At 52.9% G+C, this 24168-nt stretch carries 21 protein-coding genes; 10 read left to right on the top strand and 11 right to left on the bottom strand.

Annotation, left to right across the window (positions count from 1 at the left end; translation table 11 throughout):
* Positions 1-185: 185 nt before the first annotated feature.
* Complete coding sequence (locus IV433_RS13090) at positions 186-2285, bottom strand: peptidase domain-containing ABC transporter (RefSeq protein WP_195814491.1); 2100 nt, start codon at positions 2283-2285, stop codon at positions 186-188.
* A complete protein-coding gene (locus tag IV433_RS13095) occupies positions 2272-3558 on the bottom strand; it encodes an HlyD family secretion protein (protein ID WP_195814490.1) in 1287 nt (428 codons plus the stop codon). Before IV433_RS13095 ends, IV433_RS13090 begins: the two co-directional genes overlap by 14 nt.
* Before the next feature lie 421 nt (positions 3559-3979).
* On the opposite strand from IV433_RS13095, the gene IV433_RS13100 reads away from it, so the two are divergent.
* Positions 3980-4171, top strand: coding sequence for a chemotaxis protein (locus tag IV433_RS13100; RefSeq protein WP_195814489.1), 192 nt, complete (start codon positions 3980-3982; stop codon positions 4169-4171).
* Between the two features lie 64 nt (positions 4172-4235).
* On the opposite strand, the gene IV433_RS13105 is transcribed toward IV433_RS13100, so the two are convergent.
* From IV433_RS13105 to pspA, 6 genes are all read right to left on the bottom strand, one after another.
* A complete protein-coding gene (locus IV433_RS13105; protein ID WP_195814488.1) occupies positions 4236-5303 on the bottom strand; it encodes a YcjF family protein in 1068 nt (355 codons plus the stop codon).
* A complete protein-coding gene (locus IV433_RS13110) occupies positions 5300-6697 on the bottom strand; it encodes a YcjX family GTP-binding protein (RefSeq protein WP_195814487.1) in 1398 nt (465 codons plus the stop codon). The genes IV433_RS13105 and IV433_RS13110 overlap by 4 nt, the downstream gene beginning before the upstream one ends.
* Positions 6672-6923, bottom strand: a complete 252-nt coding sequence (locus tag IV433_RS13115) for a phage shock protein PspD (protein WP_101077026.1) — start codon at positions 6921-6923, stop codon at positions 6672-6674. The genes IV433_RS13110 and IV433_RS13115 overlap by 26 nt, the downstream gene beginning before the upstream one ends.
* 81 nt (positions 6924-7004) lie before the next feature.
* Positions 7005-7364, bottom strand: a complete 360-nt coding sequence (gene pspC / locus IV433_RS13120; protein ID WP_101077027.1) for an envelope stress response membrane protein PspC — start codon at positions 7362-7364, stop codon at positions 7005-7007.
* Complete coding sequence (pspB, locus tag IV433_RS13125; protein WP_195814486.1) at positions 7364-7591, bottom strand: envelope stress response membrane protein PspB; 228 nt, start codon at positions 7589-7591, stop codon at positions 7364-7366. Before pspB ends, pspC begins: the two co-directional genes overlap by 1 nt.
* An 82-nt stretch (positions 7592-7673) precedes the next feature.
* On the bottom strand, positions 7674-8345 hold the full coding sequence (pspA, locus tag IV433_RS13130) for a phage shock protein PspA (protein WP_195814485.1): 672 nt from the start codon (positions 8343-8345) through the stop codon (positions 7674-7676).
* 233 nt (positions 8346-8578) lie between these two features.
* Here pspA and pspF point away from each other — a divergent pair, with 233 nt between their 5' ends.
* On the top strand, positions 8579-9583 hold the full coding sequence (gene pspF, locus IV433_RS13135) for a phage shock protein operon transcriptional activator (RefSeq protein ID WP_195814484.1): 1005 nt from the start codon (positions 8579-8581) through the stop codon (positions 9581-9583).
* Positions 9584-9809: 226 nt separating this feature from the next.
* Here the strand turns inward: pspF and zigA are convergent, their stop codons facing one another.
* Positions 9810-10997 carry a zinc metallochaperone GTPase ZigA gene (gene zigA / locus IV433_RS13140; protein WP_195814483.1) on the bottom strand — a complete coding sequence of 396 codons (1188 nt, stop codon included), beginning with the start codon at positions 10995-10997 and terminating at the stop codon, positions 9810-9812.
* A gap of 221 nt (positions 10998-11218) precedes the next feature.
* Between zigA and sapA the strand changes: the two genes are divergently transcribed.
* The 8 genes from sapA (at position 11219) to IV433_RS13180 (ending at position 20754) form a co-directional block, all read left to right on the top strand.
* A complete protein-coding gene (sapA, locus tag IV433_RS13145) occupies positions 11219-12883 on the top strand; it encodes an ABC transporter substrate-binding protein SapA (protein ID WP_195814482.1) in 1665 nt (554 codons plus the stop codon).
* Positions 12880-13845, top strand: coding sequence for a putrescine export ABC transporter permease SapB (sapB, locus tag IV433_RS13150; protein WP_152325752.1), 966 nt, complete (start codon positions 12880-12882; stop codon positions 13843-13845). Before sapA ends, sapB begins: the two co-directional genes overlap by 4 nt.
* The gene (sapC, locus tag IV433_RS13155; protein WP_195814481.1) at positions 13832-14722 is read left to right on the top strand and encodes a putrescine export ABC transporter permease SapC; all 891 of its coding nucleotides are present in this window, start codon (positions 13832-13834) and stop codon (positions 14720-14722) included. The genes sapB and sapC overlap by 14 nt, the downstream gene beginning before the upstream one ends.
* On the top strand, positions 14722-15714 hold the full coding sequence (sapD, locus tag IV433_RS13160; protein WP_195814480.1) for a putrescine export ABC transporter ATP-binding protein SapD: 993 nt from the start codon (positions 14722-14724) through the stop codon (positions 15712-15714). The genes sapC and sapD overlap by 1 nt, the downstream gene beginning before the upstream one ends.
* Positions 15714-16523, top strand: coding sequence for a putrescine export ABC transporter ATP-binding protein SapF (gene sapF / locus IV433_RS13165; RefSeq protein ID WP_195814479.1), 810 nt, complete (start codon positions 15714-15716; stop codon positions 16521-16523). The genes sapD and sapF overlap by 1 nt, the downstream gene beginning before the upstream one ends.
* 252 nt (positions 16524-16775) lie before the next feature.
* Positions 16776-17978 carry a CMD domain-containing protein gene (locus tag IV433_RS13170; RefSeq protein WP_195814478.1) on the top strand — a complete coding sequence of 401 codons (1203 nt, stop codon included), beginning with the start codon at positions 16776-16778 and terminating at the stop codon, positions 17976-17978.
* 583 nt (positions 17979-18561) lie between these two features.
* Entirely contained in the window at positions 18562-20073 is a 1512-nt protein-coding gene (gene dtpA / locus IV433_RS13175) for a dipeptide/tripeptide permease DtpA (protein WP_195814477.1), read from the top strand.
* A gap of 96 nt (positions 20074-20169) precedes the next feature.
* Positions 20170-20754 carry a serine acetyltransferase gene (locus IV433_RS13180; protein WP_229893367.1) on the top strand — a complete coding sequence of 195 codons (585 nt, stop codon included), beginning with the start codon at positions 20170-20172 and terminating at the stop codon, positions 20752-20754.
* Between the two features lie 77 nt (positions 20755-20831).
* Here the strand turns inward: IV433_RS13180 and IV433_RS13185 are convergent, their stop codons facing one another.
* Complete coding sequence (locus IV433_RS13185; protein ID WP_195814476.1) at positions 20832-22727, bottom strand: diguanylate cyclase domain-containing protein; 1896 nt, start codon at positions 22725-22727, stop codon at positions 20832-20834.
* Positions 22728-22891: 164 nt separating this feature from the next.
* A complete protein-coding gene (locus tag IV433_RS13190; RefSeq protein ID WP_195814475.1) occupies positions 22892-23923 on the bottom strand; it encodes a helix-turn-helix domain-containing protein in 1032 nt (343 codons plus the stop codon).
* Positions 23924-24168: the final 245 nt, after the last annotated feature.

A 24168-nucleotide genomic window follows, 5' to 3' on the forward strand; every position in this document is an offset into this window, starting at 1 on the left:
GATATTTTTTAGAAACAGGAGCGCAGACAGTTCAGACGGCAGGAGGCAATGCAGCGCCGTCAGACGATGAAGCCCGCATTTTATAATAACTTTTAAACAAATGATGAACTTTCCGTGAGGAGATGTAACAGAGGCCGCATTTTTGGAAAGGCGATCCCCGTTCAGGGGATCGCCGGAGTGAGGATTTAACCGAGTTTTATCTCACGATCGGCTGAGGCAATCGTCGATGGCCGGTGCGCGATAAATATCCGCGTGATATCCAGCTCGCTTATCGCCTGATTGATACGCGCTTCATTGTCGAGATCCAGATGGCTGGTCGCTTCATCGAGGAACAAAATGGCCGGACGGCGATACAACGCGCGGGCAATCAGCAGCCGCTGTTTCTGGCCGCCGGACAAGCTGCCGCCCAGTTCGCTGATAAGCGTCTCATAGCCCATCGGCATCCGTTCGATGTCGTCATGAATGTTGCAGCGCCGCGCGCAATCCATGATCCGCTCTTCGTCTTTTGCCTCATCAAAGCTGGCGATGTTCTCGGCGATAGAACCGGCGAAAAGCGTATCATCCTGTAACACACAGGCGATGCAGCTGCGGTAATTGTTCAGCCCGGCGGTGGTGATATCCATACCGTTGATCAGGATGCGGCCTTCAGTTGGTGAGAGTAAACCGGTCATAATTTTCATCAGCGTGGTTTTCCCCTGCCCCGACGGCCCGGTGATCGCCACACTTTCCCCCGCCGCCACCGACAGGTTCAGGCCGTTAATCAGCGGCGCGGAAAGGCTGTCGTACTGAAAGACCAGATCCCGCACGTCCAGCGACGCCGCTTCGCCCGCCCGCAGCAACTCACGCTCCGGCAGGGATTTCTCGGTATCCGTCAGCGCAATATCCGCGATACGGTCGCGATGCAGCGAAAGCATCCGCAGCTGTAATACCATGTTCAGCAGGTTCGCCGCGCGTTCGGAAAATTGCCCGCGATAGGTATTGAACGCAACGAACATCCCGAGCGTCATGTGCCCGTCGATTACCTGCGTTGCGCCCAGCCACAGCAGCGCGACCTGGTCGAGCGTGGCGATCAGCGTATTCCCGCCGGTGAACATCATTTCAAACTTAGTTTTACGCACAGTCGCATTGGCGTTATCCACGTTCAGGTTGAGCCAGAAATTGGCCCGGGCTTTCGATAAACCGAGCGCTTTAAGCGTGCTGATGCCGTACAGCGTTTCCATAAAATGCGAACCGGCACGCGCGCCTTTCACGATTTGTTCTTCCGAAACCTGACGATAGGCGTTGTACGTCGTAAGGCGGAACACCACGTAAACGGCGGTAAACCCGAGGATCACCCAAATCAGCCAGCCCCCGTAGAGCACCATCATGACGATCAACCCGACCGACATAATGCCGTCGATAATGCTGTTCACGACGTTGGTGGTCAGCGTGGTGCGTAAAGTATCGAGCGAGGCAAAGCGCGACTGAATATCGCCAAGTTTGCGCTTTTCGAAGTAGTCGAGCGGCAGTTTCAGCAGATGGTCAAACAGCCGCGCTTTCCACTGCACGTCAATCAGTGTGCTCATGACCAGCGACGTCCAGGCACGCAACATACTGACGCCGGTGCGGAAAATAATGAAGAACAGCAAACCAAGGCAAATCAGCGTCAGCAGATCCGGATCTTTCGCCGGGATCACGTGGTCCATCACCAGCTGCATCCCAACCGGCAGCAGCAGGTTGACCGATTCAATCATCAGTGACAGGCAGAAAATCTTGGTCAGCGCCGGCATCAGGCCGCTGACGTTGCCCATCATTTTGCGCAAGTCCAGCCGGACGCGCGGTTTTTCGCTGGTGAAACCGTTGTCCGGCCACAGCTCCAGCGCGACGCCGGTGAAGTGCTCCGACACTTCGCGCATACCCAGCGAACGCCGCCCGAATGCCGGGTCATGAATAATCACCTTGCCCTGTTTCACGCCAACCAGCACCACGAAATGGTTGAGATCCCAGTGCAGAATACACGGCGTTTTCAGGGCGTTCAGCTCATCGATGTCCAGCTTCAGCGCGCGGGATTTCAGTTCATTGGCAGTGGCAATATCCATCAGTGTGCGCAGCGTTGCGCCACGCGACGAAATGCCATAGCGCTGACGCAGGCTTTGCAAATCAACGTGTTTGCCGTGATAGCCGCACACCATCGCCAGACAGGCCAGCCCGCATTCGGCGGCTTCGGTCTGAATAATTTGCGGCACCCGGTGGCGCCAGCTGAAATGCAGGCGGTCAGCCAGCTCGCGTACGTTATCGAGATTCATTGATTGGCCCCACCACGCTTTTCTTCATGCTGTAATACGGAGACAACATCCACTGATACAGCGGCCTTTTCTCCAGGAATAAGGTTGATTCGGCTTTCATACCGCTGGATAAGTTCAGCGTTTCGCCGTGCCAGTTCATGGCTTTTTTATCCAGTGAAACAATCACTTTGTAATAGGGCCCGCTGACCGTACCGTTGGCCGTGCGCGGCGCGCTGGCGTAGGTATTCAGTTCCTGTCCGGAAACGGGTGCAGAAGAGATCGATTCGACCTTGCCGGGGAACTGGCCATATTTTTCAAACGGATAGGCTTCGTAGCGGATGTTGATATGTTCACCGGCTTTCACGTAAGGCACGCTTTCATTCGGCAGCCACGCGACCAGGAAGAACGGGGAATTTTTAGCAGGCACCAGCTGAGCCAGACTGTCACCGGCATTAACCATCTGACCCGGCGTGACGCTCAGCGAGGAAATCTTGCCGGACGTCGGCGCGGTAATTAGTAAAGAACCTTTCGCATCAGCCTGCGCCAGCTGGCGCTCCAGATCGTTACGCTGATAACCGTATTGCGAAATCTGGTTATCAAATTCGGCCGCGCGGGTGACCAGCTCGCTGCGCAAATTGGTTATCTGTAAGGCTTCCTGAATTGCCTGCGTGTTGAGGCTCTGGAACGAGGTTTGTTGCTGATAGAACAGGTATCGCTGGTTGTTCAGCTGGTCAGTATTGATCAGTCCTTTTTTCTGGTAAGCGCCGTAGTTCTGCATGCTTTTTTTCATGGCATCCAGCCCTTCCTGCGCGGAATCCACCATGCTTTGTGACACCTGATGCGCCTTCTGATACTGGTCGAGCTGCTGTTGCAGGTTTTCCAGCGTTTCCTGTTTATTGTGCTGAAGCTGCACAATAATGGCGTCAATTTGCTCACGTTGTTTTTTAATGGCAGCCAGCGTGGTAGTGCTGACATTTCCCGCCTGCGTCACCCGGCTGACGTCGATTTCATACAGTGGCTGGCCTTTTTTCACCGGTTTCCCGGTATCAACATACAAACCGGTAACCACGCCCTGTTCCGGGCTGAATAAATTGATGCTGTGCGGCTGAGTAATAATTTCACCGCTGACATTAATTCGTCGGGTGTAGTTTGCGAAGATTAGGAATATCAGTAGAGCCAATATAAAAATGGCCGTCAGTGAAGTCACAATCCATAAAGGCCAGCCAGCGAGTAATAAAGCCTTACCCGTCCAGTGGTTTTGCTGATGATCATTCACCTCTTTGCGAAAGAGCATATTTTGTGATCCGGAAAAACAGAATCCCAAAAAGATAGCAGCCGGAAAACGGCCTGCCACCGCGATTACTCTGAAACAGGATAATCCTTTATTTTCATGATGAAATTGTCACCACTCAATATCACCGGAAGACATTACCCCGATCACCCGGAATTAATAATACCCAAAGTGAATAAGATTAATTTTTGTCCGGAAAATAAATTATTCAGATTTTCTTAACTATTAATTCAACTTTAAAACAACAGGTTAACCTCGATATTTCACTTAGGAGATTATTCCTAGTCTAATTTCAGTCGTGGTGCTCTAGGCTTAATCCCCGTGAAGACATTGCGTAGAAATTATCTCCATAGCATTACTCAATGTTTTCATCGCCCCCGGATTTTCGGGGACTTGCTTTAACAGATTAAAAGGAAGGCCTAAGATGAAACAATTAACAGAACATGATATTGAAATGGTTAATGGTGCGGGTTGGTCGGAAGATATCAATAAAGTTGCCGATCGCCTCTCAAACTTTGGTCAGGACGCGGTAAGTGACACCAGTAATGCGGTGAACAAGGCGTATTCACAAATTTCCGATGGTCTTGCTAAAGCACAGAACTATCTGACGACCTAGTGATTAAAGGTTATTCAGCGTAATCCAGGCCCCGCTCACGCGGGGCTTTTTTATATCTTAAGGTTTAAACACCGGCTTTCGTTTTATCCGTTTTCACCATGCTGTTTTTCAGCTTACCGACCAGTTCCTTACGGAAATCGCCGAGTTTAGGTTTGTCACCTTCCAGCCACGGCAGCGGACGGCACAGTTCCATGGTTTTGATACCCAGACGCGCGGTCAGCAAACCGGCTCCGATACCTTGCGCAGCACGGGCAGAAAGGCGCGCCGCCAGATCCTGCGACATCCAATCCATGCCCACTTCGCGTACCAGTTCGGACGCGCCGGCAAATGCCATATTCAGCAGCACCAGACGGAATAACCGGATGCGGCTGTAATAACCCAGTTCGATGCCGTAAAGCACCGCGATGCGGTTCACCAGACGCAGGTTTCGCCAGGCGATAAAGGCCATATCCACCAGCGCCAGCGGGCTGACGGCGATCATCAGCGCAGATTCCGCGGCGGAATGGCTGATTTCACGGCGCGCCTGCGCATCCAGAACCGGCTGCACTAGCCGGGCATAAAGCTCGACCACTTCGCGGTCGTTTTGCGTTTCATGGAGTGACGCCTGCCAGCGTTGCAATGCCGGATGGCTGTTATCCAGCCCGGCCTGCGCAGCCAGTTTTTCGCAGAACGCGCGGCCCTGTCCCAGCCCGTGGCTGTGCAGTAAATCCCGCGCCACATCACGTTCATCAGCGCGCTGACGCAGACGATACAGGCGACGCCATTCAGTTGCCACGGAGCCCATGCCCGCAATAATAATCAGGCCGCCCGCCGTGCAGGCGCCGAGCGCCACCCAATCCTGCTGAACCCACGCCTGATGCACCCATTGCACGCCCTGCGCCACGACGCTGATACCCAGCACCGCAACGCCAAGACGCACAATTTTGCCCCATAAACTGCGGCGTGGTTTGAGCGCACGGCTGAGTACCGCTTCGGCTTCGCCCTCTTCCTGCTGTTCGTCGGTTTCGGCGGTCACCGGAATAAAACGTTCTGAAATCATTTCGTCAAAGGCCAGCGCAGGTTTGATCACCGGATCCGCAGGCGCTTTTAATTCCGTTTCAAAATCGATACGCGGTTTTATCGGTTCGCTCATCGCATTTTATCTCCCAGTAAAAACTCCATCACCGCATCCAGACGGATGTGCGGCAACGGCGTGTCCACGCTCATTTCGCGCGGACGAAACTCGTCAAAATGAAAACCCTGTTTTTGCCAGAACGCCGCGCCCGGCAAACGTGCAGGCACTTCGCCGGGAAACACCGTCAGCGGCGCGCCATCCTGTAAACGGTGGCCTTTCAGCGCTGGCAGGCTCTGCCCCTGGTATTCCACCATGCCGGTTTCGGTTGCCTGAACGGAAGCCAGCCCGGCGCAGTCCATGCTGATGCCCTCGAAGGCCGCATTTTGCCAGGCTTCCTGTACCAGTTGCTGCAACAGCGAAACCAGGTTCGCATGCTGATCGCCGGTGATGTGGTCGGCTTTGGTGGCCGCAAACATCAGTTTGTCGATGCACGGATTAAACAGGCGACGGAACAGCGTGCGTTTACCGTAGTGGAAACTTTGCATCAGCTGCGTCAGCGCCAGACGCATATCGTTAAACGCCTGCGGCCCGCTGTTGAGCGGTTGCAGGCAATCCACCAGCACAATCTGGCGGTCAAAGCGGACAAAGTGTTCTTTGTAGAAACCTTTCACAATATTCTGGCAGTAATACTCAAACCGCGCGCGCAGCATGCCGAGATTGCTGTTTTTATCTGCCTGCGCCAGCTGTGCGTCGCTGTACTGATGCATTTCCGGCCACGGGAAAAACTGCAATGCGGGCGCACCGGCTAAATCGCCCGGCAGAACAAAACGCCCCGGCTGAATGAAGTGCAGGCCTTCGGTTTTGCAGCGGATCAGGTAATCGGTATACGCCTGCGCAATCGCGCCCAGCAGATTTTCATCGGCGGGTGCCAGCGGGTCGCATTGCTGGCACAGTTCCAGCCAGGGCTTCGCCCATTCAGCGCGATCGCCCTGTAACAGCCCCGCCATCTGGCGCGACCAGTCGAGATAATTTTGCTCCAGCATCGGCAAATCCAGCAGCCATTCGCCCGGATAATCGACAATTTCAAGATATAGCGTCGAGGTGTCTTTGAAGTGGCGAAGCAGGGAATCATTGGAGCGGTAACGCAGTGCCAGCCGGATTTCACTGACACCGCGCGTTGGCGTCGGCCACGCAGGTGGCGTGCCGTAAAGTGACGCCAGGCCTTCATCATAAGCAAAGCGCGACACGCCCAGATCACGCTGAGGAACGCGCTTTACGCCGAGCAGGCGTTCTTCCCGCGCAGCCGAAAACAGCGGCAAACGTGCGCCGCTGTGCATGTGTAGAAGCTGGTTAACGAATGCGGTGATAAAGGCTGTTTTTCCGCTGCGGCTTAAACCGGTGACGGCCAGCCGCAGATGCCTGTCCATCCCGCGATTGATCAGTGAATTAAACTCGTTTTGTAGTCTTTTCATTGCTCTCCCTGGCGTAGCGCCCAAACAGCGCGGTCAAAATTCGTTTAAATAACGGTTCTAATAGTAGTGCCAAAACGTACCTGAGTGGGCCTTTTCCCACCACGCCCAGCACACGCGCTGCCAGCCCGGCCGGGCCAAAGGTCAGCGCCAGCGTGATGACCACGCTGAGAATTTTGGAAAACCAGCTGCTCTTACCCGGCAGCGGGGAATTCAGGTAACGGGCCATAAGGTTTCCTTAAGCGGACGTGAGGGGAAAAATAGCAGCCGGAGCGTTGTCCGGCGGCCAGAGGCGTAGCGAAGAATCAGGCTAAAGCTGGCGGAAGCGGCTGCGTACGCCAAAAGTTTCTGAGGTGACGTAACGTTCAACCTGCCGCAAACGCTGCTCGCTGGCTTTCAGCTCGCGATCGGCTTCTTCGAGTAAACTGCGCGGCGATGGCGCGGTCTCTTCGTCATATTCGCTGGCCGGAACCGGATCGAGCACGTAACTCAGAATGATGTAAGCCACCAGCGTGAACATGAACAGGCCAAAAAACACCGACAACACCGCCATGATGCGCAGAAGTTTGACCGGTACGCCGAGATAGTGCGAAAGCCCGGCCAGCACGCCCTTCACCACGCCCTCTTCCGGCACGCGGTAGAGTTTTTTCTCAGACAAACGCGTCGCCATTATGATTGCCTCCAGCCCGGATGCTCGGCGTCCAGAATTTCTTCCAGCGCCTGAATACGTTCGCGCATGCGCTGCGCTTCATGTGTCAGGTTCGAGAGATTTTGTATCTCATGCTGACTGAGCTGACTGCCATTTTGCTGGCGGTTGCTGTAGTGAAGCCATAACCAGACAGGCGCCACGAATAAAACAAAAATAGTCAGCGGAATTGCTAAAAACAGGAAGCTCATTATTTATCCTTAATTCTGATGAGTCTTATGGGTGCGTTAACCCCGCATAACCTGCCTGCGGACAGGCAGGTTTACCGGAATATTACGCGTCCTGATTACCGTTCATTTTGGCTTTCAGGGCAGCAATTTGCGCGCTGATTTCATCGTCGGCTTTCAGCTCAGCAAACTGCTGATCCAGCGATTTCTTTTTGCCAATACTGACGCTTTCCGCTTCTGCTTCCATATGATCGATACGGCGTTCGAACTGCTCAAAACGCGCCATCGCTTCATCAATTTTACCGCTGTCGAGCTGACGACGAACGTCACGCGAAGAGGCTGCCGCCTGATGACGTAACGTCAGCGCCTGCTGGCGGGCACGGGTTTCAGTCAGTTTGCTTTCCAGCTCGCCAATTTCTGACTTCATGCGATCCAGCGTTTCTTCAACGACGGTCACTTCGTTTTTCAGCGTCGCCACCAGCTCGGACAATTTCTGTTTCTCAATCAGCGCCGCACGCGCCAGATCGTCTTTGTCTTTACGCAGGGCCAGTTCGGCTTTGTCCTGCCATTCAATCTGCTGGGATTCACCCTGATCAATGCGGCGGATCAGCTGTTTCTTTTCTGCCAGCGCGCGGGCAGAGGTTGAACGCAGTTCCACCAGCGTGTCTTCCATTTCCTGAATCATCAGACGAACCAGTTTTTGCGGATCTTCTGCTTTATCCAGCAAGGTGTTGATGTTGGCGTTAATGATGTCAGCGAAGCGAGAAAAAATACCCATAATCGAAATTCCTCTTTGATTCTGTTTGGTTTCCGGCCAATTGTTTACCGGTTAAAGCCGCAGGAAAATTTTCATCCGCGGCGATAAACCTATATCAGGATCCGTGCCAACTTTTTAAAATCATTATCTTCATGAATAAATTGAATTTTTTATTTTCGTCTCTGCTATGCTTAATTTCCAAGATGATTATTTTCACTAAGAGTTAGTGTGTTTCACCACACAAGGAAAGCCTCATGCCTGATAACACAGACAATTTACTCGGCGAAGCCAATGCGTTTATCGAAGTGCTGGAACAGGTTTCGCAACTGGCGAAGCTGAATAAACCGGTTCTGGTGACCGGTGAACGCGGCAGCGGTAAGGAACTCATCGCGCACCGTCTGCATTATCTGTCACCGCGCTGGCAGGGGCCGTTCATTTCGCTGAACTGCGCCGCGCTCAATGAAAATCTGCTGGATTCCGAGCTGTTCGGCCACGAAGCCGGTGCGTTTACCGGCGCGCAGAAGCGCCATCTCGGACGCTTTGAACGGGCAGACGGTGGCACGTTATTTCTCGACGAACTGGCAACCGCACCGATGCTGGTGCAGGAAAAATTATTACGCGTGATCGAATACGGACATCTGGAACGCGTCGGCGGCAGCCAGCCGTTACAGGTCGATGTGCGGCTGGTATGCGCGACGAATGATGATCTTCCGGCACTGGCCGCCGCCGGAAAATTCCGTGCGGATTTGCTCGACCGTCTGGCGTTTGACGTCGTTCAGCTTCCGCCGCTGCGTGAGCGCCAGCAGGACATCATGTTGCTGGCTGAGCATTTTGCCATCCAGATGTGCCGCGAACTCTCCCTGCCGCTGTTCCCCGGTTTTACCGAACATGCCCGCGAAACGCTGATGCACTATCGCTGGCCGGGCAATATCCGCGAACTGAAAAACGTCGTGGAGCGCTCGATGTACCGGCACGGCACCAGCGATTTTCCGCTGGATAACATTATTCTGAATCCGTTTGCTCAGCGGGCAGCGTATTCCGCACCGGAGGAACCACGTGAAAGTGTTTCGTTACCGGCGTTGCCGCTGGATTTAAAACAGTGGGTCACCGGTCAGGAAAAAAATCTGATTGAGCAGTCGTTGCGGCAGGCGCGTTTCAACCAGCGCAAAGCCGCTGAGCTGCTTAACGTGACGTATCATCAGTTACGCGGAATGTTGAAAAAGCACGGGATACAGGTGAATACGCAGGAAAGCGACTGAATAACAGGCAAAAAAAAAGCCAGCACCCGAGCTGGCTAAGTAATACTGGAAGCAATGTGAGCAATGTCGTACCTCGCGATTAACGCCCCTGGCGGGACACCTCTCGTTCGGTGAAAAGAATGATAATGGTTCTCAGTATCGTCTGTAAAGTGTTTTGTTGAGAATATTTCTCATTACCACACTGTTTTTACGGCTACTTTTTGAACAACCTTACCGACGTTACGGACTACCATTCCGGGAAAGGATCGGCCATCGCCATCCAGCTGTCGATCCCTTCGGCCATTTGTTGCTCGCTCAGCAGACATGCATCCAGCCGGTGAATAATCTCTTCTTTATCCAGATGCTGGCCGATGAATACCAGCTCCTGACGCATATCGCCAAACGGCTCAACCCACTTTTCCATGATTTGCTGGCGGGTTTCTTCATCCTGCGGCCAGTCATTTTCGGGCAATGCGCGCCAGAAAATCCCCGCCATGCCATAACGCGCGATCCCGCCCGCCTGGCTCCACTGCCCGGCAAAACGCGGACGCGTCGCCAGCCAGAAAAAACCTTTCGACCGCAACAACGTCCCGCCCCCCCAGTCGCCGTGTACCACGCGATAAAATTTATCCGGATCAAACGGCCGGCGCGCGGTGTAGACAAAACTGCTGATGCCGTATTCCTCGGTTTCCGGCGTGTGTTCACCGCGCAGTTCCTTCAGCCAGCCCGGAGCCTGCTGCGCTTTGGCAAAATCAAAAAGGCCGGTATTGAGCACATTTTCCAGCGGCAAACTACCCGGTGATATAGGAATGATTTGCGCTGCCGGGTTCAGGCTTTTCAGTAAAGCAATCACTTCACGCTGCTGCTGGCTGTCGAGCAGATCCGTTTTGCTTACCAGTAAGACGTTACAAAATTCAATCTGGTCAATCAGGAGATCAGTCACGCTGCGCGCGTCGTCCTCGCCCAGACTTTCACCCGCCTCCTGAACGCTGGGGGCTTCCTGATATTGCTGCATAAAATTGACGCCATCCACGACGGTGACCAGCGTATCCAGCCGCGCAAATTGTGAAAGGCTTTCGCCGTTTTCATCTTCAAACGTAAAGGTTTCCGCCACTGGCAGCGGCTCTGAGATCCCGCTCGATTCAATCAGCAGATAATCAAACCGCCCCGCCTGTGCCAGTTCGCGCACGGAAATCAGTAAATCTTCCCGCAACGTGCAGCAGATGCAGCCGTTGCTCATTTCCACCAGTTTTTCCTGCTGACGGTCGAGCGTAATTTCGTTAGCGACCAGCGCCGCATCAATATTGACTTCGCTCATATCATTGACGATCACCGCTACGCGCATGCCCTCACGGTTGTTCAGAATGTGGTTCAGCACGGTAGTTTTCCCCGCGCCCAGAAAGCCGGAAAGCACAGTGACGGGCAGTAAAGACATAGTTAACCTCGAATCAGAAGACCGCGCAGGCAAAATACTTCGCCTGCAATTATTGTTATAATATAACATAACAATGCCAGCGCGATTTCAAGGGTTTTCTGAAGGAACGGATAAAATCTGCGCGAAGTGCCGCAGGATTTCACCCTGTTTTGTGCAATGGATTGGGGTACCTCGCAGAGTACGGTACACTTAAGGCATTGCACCTTAACTTTGAAGCCTTTATGCGTCGTCTAACTTTGTGGATGCTTTTACTGAGCAGTTTGTCCACAGCAGTTTTTGCTGAGACTGCTCCAACACATGCCAGCCCGACGGTGGCCAGCGCGCCAGTCAAAGATATTCGCCAGAGCGGCTTTGTCTATTGCGTCAACGGCATGGTCAATACCTTCAATCCGCAAAAAGCCAGCAGCGGGCTGATTATTGATACGCTCGCTGCACAGCTTTACGACCGTCTGCTGGACGTTGACCCGTATACCTATCGCCTGATCCCTGAACTGGCGCAAAGCTGGGAAGTGCTCGACGACGGCGCAACCTACCGTTTCCATCTGCGCAAAGATGTGCCTTTTCAGAAAACCAGCGGGTTTGTACCTTCACGTAAAATGAACGCCGATGACGTGGTGTTCAGCTTCCAGCGCATCATTGATCCGAATAATCATTTCCACGGCGTTAACGGCGAAGAGTACCCGTATTTCGACAGTTTGCAGTTTGCCAAAACGGTGAAAAGCATCAAAAAGCTCGATGACTACACAGTCGAGTTTCGCCTGAACAATCCCGATGCCTCTTTCCTCTGGCATCTGGCGACCCATTACGCGCCGGTACTTTCCGCTGAATATGCAGCCAGTCTGACGAAATCAGGCAATGAAGAAGAAATAGACCGTCAGCCCGTCGGCACCGGCCCGTTCCAGCTGGGCGAATACCGCACCGGCCAGTACGTGCGTCTTGAACGCAACGGGCAATACTGGAAAGGCACGCCGCGCATGGCGCAGATTGTGATCGACATGGGCGTCGGCGGCACAGGACGTTTATCTAAATTGCTCACCGGTGAGTGCGATGTTCTGGCGTATCCGGCGGCCAGCCAGCTGTCGATTTTGCGTGAAGATCCGCGTCTGCGTCTTTCCCTGCGTCCGGGCATGAATGTTGCCTATCTGGCGTTTAATACCAATAAAGCGCCGCTTAACGATCCGCGTATCCGTCAGGCCGTTGCGCTTTCTATTAATAACCAGCGTCTGATGCAGTCGATTTACTACGGCACGGCAGAAACGGCGGCGTCCATTTTGCCGCGCGCCTCGTGGGCGTATGACAGCAATGCGCAGGTGACGGAATACAATCCGGCCAAAGCCAGACAAATCCTCAAAGATCTCGGGCAGGAAAAACTGAATCTGCATCTGTGGGTGCCGACGGCGTCGCAGTCGTTTAACCCGAGCCCGCTGAAAACCGCTGAACTTATTCAGGCGGATTTAGCGCAGGTGGGGATTAAAGTGACGATTGTGCCGGTTGAAGGCCGATTCCAGGAAGCCAAGCTGATGGAGATGAACCATGACCTGACGCTGACCGGCTGGTCGACGGACAGTAATGACCCGGACAGTTTCTTCCGCCCGATGCTCAGCTGTGCAGCGATTCATTCACAGACCAACTATGCTCACTGGTGTGATCCGGCGTTTGATGAATTACTGCGTCAGGGCCTGTTGTCACAGCAGCTTTCGCAGCGCATTGAGTTTTATCAGCAGGCACAAAAAATCCTCGAACAGGAATTACCGGTGCTGCCGCTGGCTTCCTCGTTGCGCCTTCAGGCTTACCGTTACGACATCAAAGGGCTGGTTCTGAGTCCGTTCGGCAACTCTTCATTCGCAGGCGTTTTCCGTGATGACGAAGGAAGGAAAGCACCATGATTATCTTCACGTTACGCCGTATTTTGTTGCTGCTGGTCACGCTGTTTTTCCTCAGTCTGGTAGCGTTCAGCCTGAGCTATTTCACGCCGAATGCGCCGCTGCGCGGTGCGTCTTTGTGGGATGCCTATCGCTTCTATTTCATGGGGCTGTGCCAGTTTGATTTTGGCGTATCGAGCATCAACGGCGAAAGCATTACTTATCAGCTGAAAGCGGTATTCCCGGCCACCATGGAACTGTGCGTTCTGGCCTTTGCGCTGGCGCTGTTCGTCGGGATCCCGCTGGGGATTCTGGCGGGCGTAATGCGCGGAAAATGGCCGGATGTGGCGATCAGCAGCCTGGCGCTGCTCGGTTTTTCTATCCCTGTTTTCTGGCTGGCCGTTCTGCTGATGCTGTTCTTCTCATTACAGCTCGGCTGGCTGCCGGTTTCTGGTCGCCTTGATTTGTTGTATCAGCTGAAAACTGTGACCGGCCTGACGCTGGTCGATGCCTGGCTTTCGCATTCGCCGTACCGCCACGAGATGATCATCAGCGCCATCCGCCACATGATTTTGCCGATTGCCGCGCTGGCCGTTGCGCCGACCACGGAAGTGATCCGCCTGATGCGGATTTCCACTGATGATGTTCTGGCGAAAAACTACGTGAAAGCCGCTGCAACCCGCGGTCTGTCGCGCTTTACCATTATCCGCCGTCATGTTTTACACAATGCGCTGCCGCCGATTATCCCAAAACTGGGTCTGCAATTTTCCACCATGCTGACGCTGGCGATGATCACGGAAGTGGTCTTTAACTGGCCGGGCATTGGTCGTTGGCTGATCAACGCGATCCGCCAGCAAGATTACGCCGCGATTTCCGCCGGTGTGATGGTCGTGGGCTCGCTGGTGATAGTCGTCAACGTGCTTTCAGACATTCTCGGTGCCCTGATGAACCCATTGAAACATAAGGAATGGTATGCCCTTCGATAACGTATACCGTGAAAAACAGGTTCCCAGCCCGCTGCGTCATACGTGGGGGATTTTCTATCGCGATCCGCTGTCGATGATCGGCTTCTACGGCGTGCTGGGGCTGCTGTTCCTGTGTGTTTTCGGTCATCTGCTGGCGCCGTATGCGCTTGATCAGCAATTCCTCGGCTACCAGTTGCTGCCGCCGTCGTGGTCGCGCTACGGGAATGTTTCATTCTTCCTCGGTACCGACGATTTAGGCCGCGATTTACTCAGCCGGATGTTAACCGGCGCGGCACCGACCATCGGCGGTGCGCTGGTGATTACCCTCGCGGCGTCGCTGTGCGGCGTGATTATCGGCGTGCTGGCGGGCATTACGCGCGGGCTGAAATCAGCGATCCTTAACCATATTCTCGATACGCTGCTGTCCATCCCTTCCCTGCTGCTGGCGATTGTGGTCGTGGCCTTTATCGGCCCGAAACTTGAACACGCTATGCTGGCCGTCTGGCTGGCGCTGTTGCCACGAATTTCCCGTACGATTTACAGCGCCGTGCATGACGAGCTGGAAAAAGAGTACGTGGTAGCCGTGCGTCTGGACGGTGCATCAACCTGGCAAATCCTGCGTTACGCGGTGCTGCCAAACATTGTGGCCGTACTGGCAACGGAATTTACCCGCGCGCTATCGATGGCCATTCTGGATATTGCGGCATTAGGTTTTCTGGATTTAGGGGCGCAACTTCCGTCACCGGAATGGGGAGCCATGCTCGGTGATTCGCTGGAGCTGGTTTACGTCGCGCCCTGGACGGTGATGCTGCCGGGTGCCGCAATCCTTGTCAGCGTGTTGCTGATCAACCTGCTGGGTGACGGTGTGCGCCGGGCGATTAATGCAGGGGTGGAATAATGCCGTTACTTGATATCCGTAACCTGACAATCGAATTTATGACCGCTGACGGCCCGGTAAAAGCTGTCGATCGCGTGAGCATTACGCTTAACGCCGGCGAAGTTCGCGGGCTGGTGGGCGAATCCGGCTCAGGCAAAAGCCTGATTGCCAAAGCCATCTGCGGCGTGACCAAAGACAACTGGCGCGTCACCGCTGACCGGATGCGTTTTGATGATATTGATTTGCTGACGCTGTCCCCGCGCGAACGGCGCAAGCTGGTCGGGCAGAACGTGTCGATGATTTTTCAGGAACCGCAGTCCTGTCTGGATCCTTCCGAAAACATTGGCCGTCAGCTGATTCAGGCCATTCCCGGCTGGACGTACAAAGGCCGCTGGTATCAGCGCTGGAAATGGCGGAAAAAACGCGCCATTGAGCTGCTGCACCGTGTTGGGATTAAAGATCATAAAGACATTATGGCCAGCTATCCGTATGAGCTGACCGAAGGCGAATGTCAGAAAGTGATGATTGCCATCGCGCTGGCCAATCAGCCGCGTTTGCTGATTGCGGATGAACCGACCAACGCCATGGAACCGACCACGCAGGCGCAGATTTTTCGCCTTCTGGCGCGGCTTAATCAGAACAATAACACCACCATTTTGCTCATCAGCCACGACCTGCAAATGATGAGCAAATGGGCCAACCGCATTAACGTGCTGTATTGCGGACAAACCGTCGAAAGTGCCGTGTGCGAAGACTTGCTGGCTACGCCGCATCATCCTTACACGCAGGCGCTGATCCGCGCGATGCCGGACTTTGGCCGTTCGCTGCCGCATAAAAGCCGCCTGAATACGCTGCCGGGTGCTATTCCTTCACTGGAACATTTGCCGATTGGCTGTCGTCTTGGGCCACGCTGCCCTTATGCGCAGAAAAAATGCATTGAAACGCCGCGCCTCCGCCTGGCAAAAACGCATGCATTTGCCTGCCACTTTCCGCTGAATATGGAGGAGCAATAATGGGCGAGACCTTGCTTGAAGTCCGCAACCTGAGCAAAACGTTCCGTTATCGCACCGGCCTGTTCCGCAAGATGGATCTCGATGCTGTGAAGCCTGTCAGCTTTACGTTGCGTGAGAAACAGACGCTGGCGATTATTGGTGAGAACGGTTCGGGGAAATCCACGCTGGCGAAAATGCTGTCGGGCATGGTTGAACCGAGCGGCGGTGAAATCCTGATTGATGAGCACCCGCTGGAATTTCGCGATTACCGCTACCGCAGCCAGCAAATCCGCATGATTTTTCAGGATCCGAGTACGTCGCTGAACCCGCGTCAGCGCATCGGCCAGTTGCTTGAAGCACCCCTGCGCCTCAACAGCGAGATGGATGCCCAGCAGCGCGAACAGCGTATCAACCAGACTTTGCGGCTGGTGGGTATGTTGCCGGATCACGCGTTTTATTACCCGCACATGCTGGCCTCGGGGCAAAAGCAGCGTGTCGCACTGGCGCGTGCTTTAATCCTGCAACCGAAAGTGATTGTTGCCGATGAAGCGCTGGCGTCGCTTGATATGTCCATGCGCTCACAAATCATCAACATGATGCTCGAATTGCAGGAGAAGCAGGGTATTTCCTACATTTACGTGACGCAACATTTGGGCATGATGAAACACATCAGCGATCAGGTGCTGGTGATGCACGAAGGCGAAGTGGTTGAGCGGGGAAACACGGCGGAAGTGCTCGCCGCACCGCTTCATGACCTTACCAAACGGCTCATCTCCAGCCATTTTGGTGAGGCATTAACTGCCGATGCCTGGCGCCGCGACGGGAACTGACACAGACGATCTCTCACGCCTTTCTGGCACTAAAACCGGCATCAACCTCCTGAGCCGGTTTTTTTATGATTCTAATTTCACAAAATGTCGATAAAACGTCTGCCGAAATCGCTTCATCTGGAATATTCACGGTCTTCTATTCCATTTGGCTATGATTTATCGCTTAACATTATTTTATCTCGACAGCGGTATCGGCAAGGATAGGGTCTGTAAATTCGCCTGAGTGACAGGCTTGAAGCAAAGGACCCGATCATGGAACAACAACGCAAGGCCGCGCACAGCGGCTGGTATCACGAAACACAATCCAGCCAGTATGGTCACCTGCCACTCGATCCTCATGCCGCGTTGATTCAGGATCGCTTTTTACTCGGACTGGAAAACCAGCTCGACCCGACGCTTCGCCCGCTGATTAATGACCGCCAGGGTTTGCTGCGCGCTTCCCGCGCCTGTTACGACGTGCTCTTTCCGGACAACCTGAGCGTTTCGCGTACCGAAACCTTGTCCTTATATGACCGCCTCAGCAGCGCGCTGACAGTCGCGCAGGTGAGCGGCGTACAATGTCTTTGTAGCCATTACGCTGCCCGCCTCGCCCCCCTTTCCAGCCCCGACGCCTCACGTGAAAGTAACATCCGCCAGACCCACATTACCCAGTTCGCCCGCTTACTCGCCACGCAACCCACGTTAATTACCGCACCGATGCTCAGTCAGCTTTACGACGTCGGGCTGAGCACGCGCGATATTGTCACGTTCACCCAGCTCATTGGTTTTGTCAGCTATCAGGCGCGCGTGCTGGCCGTTCTTAACGGTCTGCGTGGCCGCGCGGCGGCTGTGTTACCAGGATTCCCGTCGCCGGAAGGATGCGAGCAAAAAGGGTTCTCACTGGCGATGCTGCAATGGACGTCACGTTTGCCGGAAGTGGTGCCGGAAACCGCCAGCCGTCACCAGCAGGATGTGCTGGATTTGATCGCACCGGATGCCCGTTCTTCTTCTTTCTATACGCTGCTGGTTCACGACGCCGATGCGCTGAGCGAATTCTCAGCCGTGTTCAATAATATTATGCAGGCTGGCGAACGCCCGAAAGCCGCGTGGCGCGAGCTGTCGGCAGTGACGACGTCGCAGTTAAACGGTTGTCTGTACTGCGCGGGGATCCACGGCCGTCTCTATCTGGAAGCGGGCGGAAGTGAGACGCTGATCGAGGAATTGTTTAAAGAAAGCCATCGTGATGACGCCGTTGATTTTGTCTCGCAAAAGCGGGCAGATGCCAAAGAAGCGGCGTTGCTCGAAGCCGTGATTACGTTAACCCGTACACCGGAACGTTTTGACGCACGCCGTCTGCACGGTTTGTCTGACGCGGGTTACAGTGCCGTACAATCTCTGGATATCCTGCTGACCGCAGCGCTGTTCAGCTGGTCGAATCGTCTCATTCAGACGTTGGGCGATACGCTCAACAGATAATGCAGGGCACGTTTTTCATTCATGCTTTGCCCCTCCTTTTCGGCAGGATATTCGCCTGCCGAATCCATCAAATGTAAATGCCTCCGCCTTCTAACCGCCATAAGTCGTACTAATCTTATTTTCAACCGGAAATTTAGTGTTAAAACGAGAGGCAGATCACATCAGGTTATTTGCTGCTCTGGTCACAACTTCACCCACCATGCTTTGATTCATAAAACCCCGCAACAGCCACCATCAACCAGAGATATTCACTGCATATTCACGCTTTTTCAGCCGATGAACCCACTTATGACTTTTCATGTAAAACAATAACGAATTACACTTCCGGATTATTATTCATACAACATTTTCACATTGTCTATTTAGAAAACATAAACGTTAATTCTGCATAACATTTCGAACATAGTTTAATCAGGACGGATAAGTTAAATGTAACGATACATTTCAAACTCCTTGCCTCATTTATGAAGATAGTGAACATTACCTGCCGTCATCCCATCTTATAACAATGCAAAGGGTGCTTATTTCGCGCCACTTATGCGTTTTCGCCATTCACGGGCGAAAGGAATAAACAGAGGTACGAGTGTCAACTGCAAACAAAACACCAAATAATGAAAGCGTGAGTCTTAACGCGTTCAAGCAGCCAAAAGCGTTTTATCTGATCTTCTCCATCGAATTGTGGGAACGTTTCGGTTACTACGGCCTGCAAGGGATCATGGCAGTTTACCTGGTCAAAATGCTTGGCCTGAGTGAAGCTGACTCCATTACCCTCTTCTCCTCATTCAGTGCGCTTGTGTATGGCTTCGTGGCTATCGGCGGCTGGCTGGGCGATAAAGTGCTGGGTTCGAAACGCGTGATCGTGCTGGGTGCGATCGTGCTGGCGTTGGGTTATTCATTCGTTGCCTATTCCGGCCACGAAATCTTCTGGGTTTATCTGGGTATGGCGACTATCGCCGTCGGCAGCGGCCTGTTTAAAGCAAATCCATCCTCATTGCTTTCTACCTGCTACGAAAAAGATGACCCGCGTCTTGATGGCGCATTCACCATGTATTACATGTCGGTCAACATCGGTTCATTCTTCTCTATGCTCGCCACACCTTGGCTTGCCGCGAAGTATGGCTGGAGCGTCGCGTTCTCCCTGAGCGTCGTCGGTATGCTGATCACTATCGTGAACTTCCTGTTCTGCCGTAAATGGGTGAAACGTCAGGGTTCAAAACCAGACTTCGCGCCACTTCAGTTCCAAAAATTGCTAATGGTGCTGGTTGGCGTCGTGGCGCTGGTGTTTGTTTCCAGCTGGTTGCTGCATAACCAAACCATCGCACGTATGGTTCTGGGTGTGGTTTCTGTCGGTATCATCATTGTGTTTGCGAAAGAAACCTTCGCCATGCAAGGCATCGCACGTCGTAAGATGATTGTGGCGTTCCTGCTGATGATGGAAGCGGTGGTGTTCTTCGTGCTGTACAGCCAGATGCCAACGTCTCTGAACTTCTTCGCTATTCATAACGTCGGTCACGATCTGCTGGGTATCAGCTTCCAGCCTGAGCAATTCCAGGCACTGAACCCGTTCTGGATCATGGTTGCCAGCCCGATTCTGGCGGCTGTTTACACCAAAGTGGGTGACCGCATGCCAATGCCGCATAAATTTGCGATTGGTATGGTGCTGTGTTCAGGTGCGTTCCTGGTGCTGCCGTGGGGTGCAAGCCTCGCCAACGAACACGGGATCGTGTCTGTTAACTGGCTGGTGCTGAGCTATGCGTTGCAGAGTATCGGAGAGCTGATGATTTCTGGTCTGGGTCTGGCGATGGTGGCACAGCTGGTTCCACAACGTCTGATGGGCTTCATCATGGGCGCATGGTTCCTGACAACCGCCGCAGCGGCGATTATCGCGGGTTATGTTGCGAACCTGACAGCGGTTCCTGCGGATATCGATGATGCACACGCTTCACTGGCAATCTACAGCCACGTGTTCCTGCAAATTGGTATCGCGACCGGTGTGATTGCAGTCCTGATGCTGGTTACCGCATCTAAATTGCACCGCATGACACTTGACCGCGAAACTGACGAAAAAAAGCCTGAACTGGCTTCCGCTCAGTAATCGAAGACGGTTTACCGTGTTGATAAACGCTTCCTCCGGGAAGCGTTTTTTTTGCAAGAAATTTAGCAAACATCTTGATTGTGTTAGGATTGCGTAATGCATCCTGACGAAAACAACAAAATGATGATAAACGAAAACCACAAACCCTATGAGCAATTAACCCGTTATTTAGCCGCGGATATCCTTAAGAATAAAAAACCATTTTCCTGGCGGCGGGTAATACTCAGATGTATTAAACAACCTCAACACCGGTACATTTTCTGGTGGCGTATTGCGAGTTATTTGTATGGCACTGAAAGCCATTTTTGTAAATCCCGCGCACGAAAGTTGAATTATTCGCTAATCAGAAAGTATGGCATAGAGATCATGCTGGGCGCGCAGGTCGGAGAAGGGATCAGGCTTCCGCATCTTACCGGCATCGTGATTAATCCCCATTGTATTATTGGGAAAAATGTCCGGGTCCGGCAAAATACGACGATCGGCATTAAAGTTGATGAGGGGACAAGACAAATAATGATTGGTGACAATGTCGATATTGGTGCGAATTGCTGCATTATCGGGAATGGCATTACGATTGGTCATAACGTCACCATTGGCGCGATGTCTTTTATCAACAAAGATATTCCCGACAACGCCGTGTGTTATACGGAAAAGAGCGTCAAAATAATTATTAAACCTTGAGAGACGTGCATTTGACTAATGAAACTCTCTCAGATGAGTTCATTTTTAATTGTTCTCTCTAAAAATTTTACCCTATCTCATCCAAGATAATACCGCCCCTTCCCGCTCTGCTTCGCCCGGTACATCGCCGCATCGGCTCTGGCCATCAACGTATCGGGTAACAGAGGCTGGCGCGCGCGCCCGACCGCCACACCGATGCTCGCCGATAACGCCACCGGCACACCGGCCACGCGTTCGATGGAGTGTAAGGCGCTCATCAGGCTGATACAAATGCGGCTGACATCATTTTCGGTGTTCACCAGATGCCCGAGTAAAACCGTAAATTCATCGCCCGCCAGCCGCGCCACAATGTCCTGTGAACGGAGATTATCGCGTAAGGTATGACCGAAAAATTTCAGGATCAAATCGCCAAATTCGTGCCCATAGGTGTCGTTGTAAGCTTTAAAGTTATCAATATCTAAAAAGAGTAATGCGATGTCTTTATCTGCTTTTTCTTGTTGTTTTGCGGCATAAATCAGTGACTGCTGGAACGCGCGCCGGTTAGGTAATCCGGTCAGTGAATCATGATTGGCCTCGAACTCAAGCTGCGCCTGAAGTTCTTTGATTTCGCTGATATCAGTGGAAAGACCGTAGTATCCGTTACGCACATCATCGCAGGGAATCAGCGTGGTGTGCAGAACGCCACCCTTGCCGTAACGGGAATCATCGGATAATTCAATTTCGTAGCTGACCGTCATGCCCTGCAAAACCTGCCGGATATAGGGCTGAATTTTTTCGTAACTCTCGTACCCCACCACATCCCTGACCTGCTGCCCGTTGACTTTGTTTTCTTCCACGCCGTACCAGTTCGCGTGGAAATGGTTCACAAACGTATATTGTTCATTGGCATCCACGTGGCAAATCAGGGCCGGAATGTTATCGGTTATGGCCCTGAGGCGATTTTTACTTTCAGTCAGCTCGCGTTCGCGGGTCAGGCGCTGCGCTATTTCCTGATGAAGCTGGTCCATCGCCATCTGAAGCTCGTGCGTGCGCGCGGCCACGCGTCGCTCCAGATCTTCCTGTAAGGAATAGAGCGCCTGTTCGATATGCTTTCGTTCAGTGATATCGCTGATGACGACGATATAGTGGTGCGCGTCACCGGATGCATTACGTACCAGCGACGCCGTCAGCGTAACCCAAAGCGTGCCGCCGTCCGCGCGCTGTAGCAGTTTTTCAACGCTGAAACTGTTGATTTCACCCGACAGCAGGCGCGGTATGAGAATATTTTCAGCGTAGAGGTCGTCCGGATGAGTAACATCGTGGAGTAAGCAGGTCCGCAGCTGATATTCGGCGTAACCGAGCATGTTGCAAACCTGCGGATTGATGCGTAACCAGCGCCAGTCCAGCCCGACGAGAGAGAAACCGACTGCTGCGTGGGCAAACGTCTGCTCAAATAAGGCTTCGCTTTTGGCGAGGTTGTCTTCCACCCGCGCGGTGTACTGGCGGTTTTCCAGGTGAAAGATGTAGCTTTGTACCAGCGCAGTCATGTCCGTCAGCGTCTGCTGATCTTCTTCGCTCCACTCCCGCGTGCGGTCGTCAATCAGGCACAACGCACCGAGCGCCACGCCCTCCTTTGAGTACAGTGCACAGCCTGCGTAAAAGACAATGTGGGGATCACCGGCCACCAGCGGGTTGTCGTGAAAGCGTAAATCCAGCCGCGCATCCCGGACAATCAGCGGACATTGCTGGAGAATAGTGTGGCCACAAAACGAGGTATCGCGGGGAGACTCACTGATATCAACGCCGGTGTGGGACAAAAACCATTGCCGGTCAGCATCGATCAGTGAAACAACGACGGCTTTTGCCTGAAACTGGCGGGCTGCCATCCGGGTAATGCGGTCGATTTCCTCAATTCTGGGGGAATCTACTATGCCCAGAGAAGCCAGTATGGCAAGACGAGCTTGTTCATCAACTGCCTGTTGAGGGACTAACATAATGCACTCTCAATGATTACTGGTGAATATTCCACCAAGTCTACTGTGTTTAACCGGAAAAACGGCCCTGATTCAGCCCTTCACGGGCAAAATTCAGAATAGTGACAGATCACGAAATGCATATAATTTTAACAAATTTCGTACAAGGTTCGACAAATCAACCATTAAAGTGAACTGACCCAGTTCACATGCGTGGCATCAGCCTGTCCGGATTGTTCTGAGTCGCGGCGATATTTCTCCCGCATCTCTGATGGCGTGGTGCCGTAAAACTCATGGAAGTACCGGCGCAGCGCGCTCAGTTCAAGGCCGCAATGGCGTGCAATGGCCGCCAGACTTTGGTCTGACATCGAAGATGTGCGTAATAAACGTTTTGCCAGCAGAAGACGACGGCTGCGTATAAATTGCGCAATACCGCCAAGCGGCTCAAATAACCGGTACAAACCCGATCGTGAAATCGCGAAGTTTTTACATAAGACGTCGATGCTGATGGGCTTGCTAAGATGCTTCTCAATGTAAAGGCAGATCCTTTCCAGCCGCGCACTTTGCTCAAACGGATGTTCGACTTTTTTACCCGCCACCAGATGCAGCGTTTGTAAAAACACCGAGGCTGCACCTTCACCGGTGCTCAGCACTTCCTGTTCCGTCATCTGATCAAAAACCTGCACCATCGTCGCAAAGTGGTTACGCAAAATGATGTTTACTGGCGAGGCCGCAGGAATACGCTTGCCATGCAGCGAGGCTATATCGACATTAAAGTGCAGGCTGTGCTTGGGCATAATAATGTACTGATACGAGCCAAGACGCGGCTTACTTTCACCAGGATAAACGTGGATTTTGATGGGCTGCGACATATCCTGAATCAGGATATCGCCCTGAATTAATTCGAAACGTTCACCAAAACACTGGCATGACATCCCGCCGACAATCACGATAAAGATTACGATGTGATCCGGCATCGAAAACAAGTTGCCATACTGCCGGTTGATGTCGTGCTCGCTGACCGTCAGTACGCCGCCGATGACGCGGCCAAAATTGTAACCGGTGACGCCCCAGTCAAACTCTTCGCGGTGGCGATCCGGCAGTTCCAGTTTAAAACCGGCGCTGGACATCCCGTCTTCCCATTCGTAAAAACGGGTTTCGAAGTCCTGATAAATGTTGGCACCGTCAACGATCTTTCGTGATGATGAATCGCTCATTATCTCACCGAAAATTAAGATTATTCCGAAACGATAATCTACGTCATACTGAGAAATCAATGCTCAGCAGAAATTGATAATACTTTTTCACCAAAAACGACTATTTTCTGCATCCGACAAGTCCAGGCAAAAGACTGTGAAATCAGTCAATAAGCGCGGTTATTCGGTCGATTGCTTCAGTGTTTACTCCGCGATAATTATTTTCGAATCAGTTAATATCGCATTGAAGCTTTTCACTTTTGTGA

Origin of the sequence: Rahnella laticis (assembly GCF_015644585.1) — a bacterium.
GTDB lineage: Bacteria > Pseudomonadota > Gammaproteobacteria > Enterobacterales > Enterobacteriaceae > Rahnella > Rahnella laticis.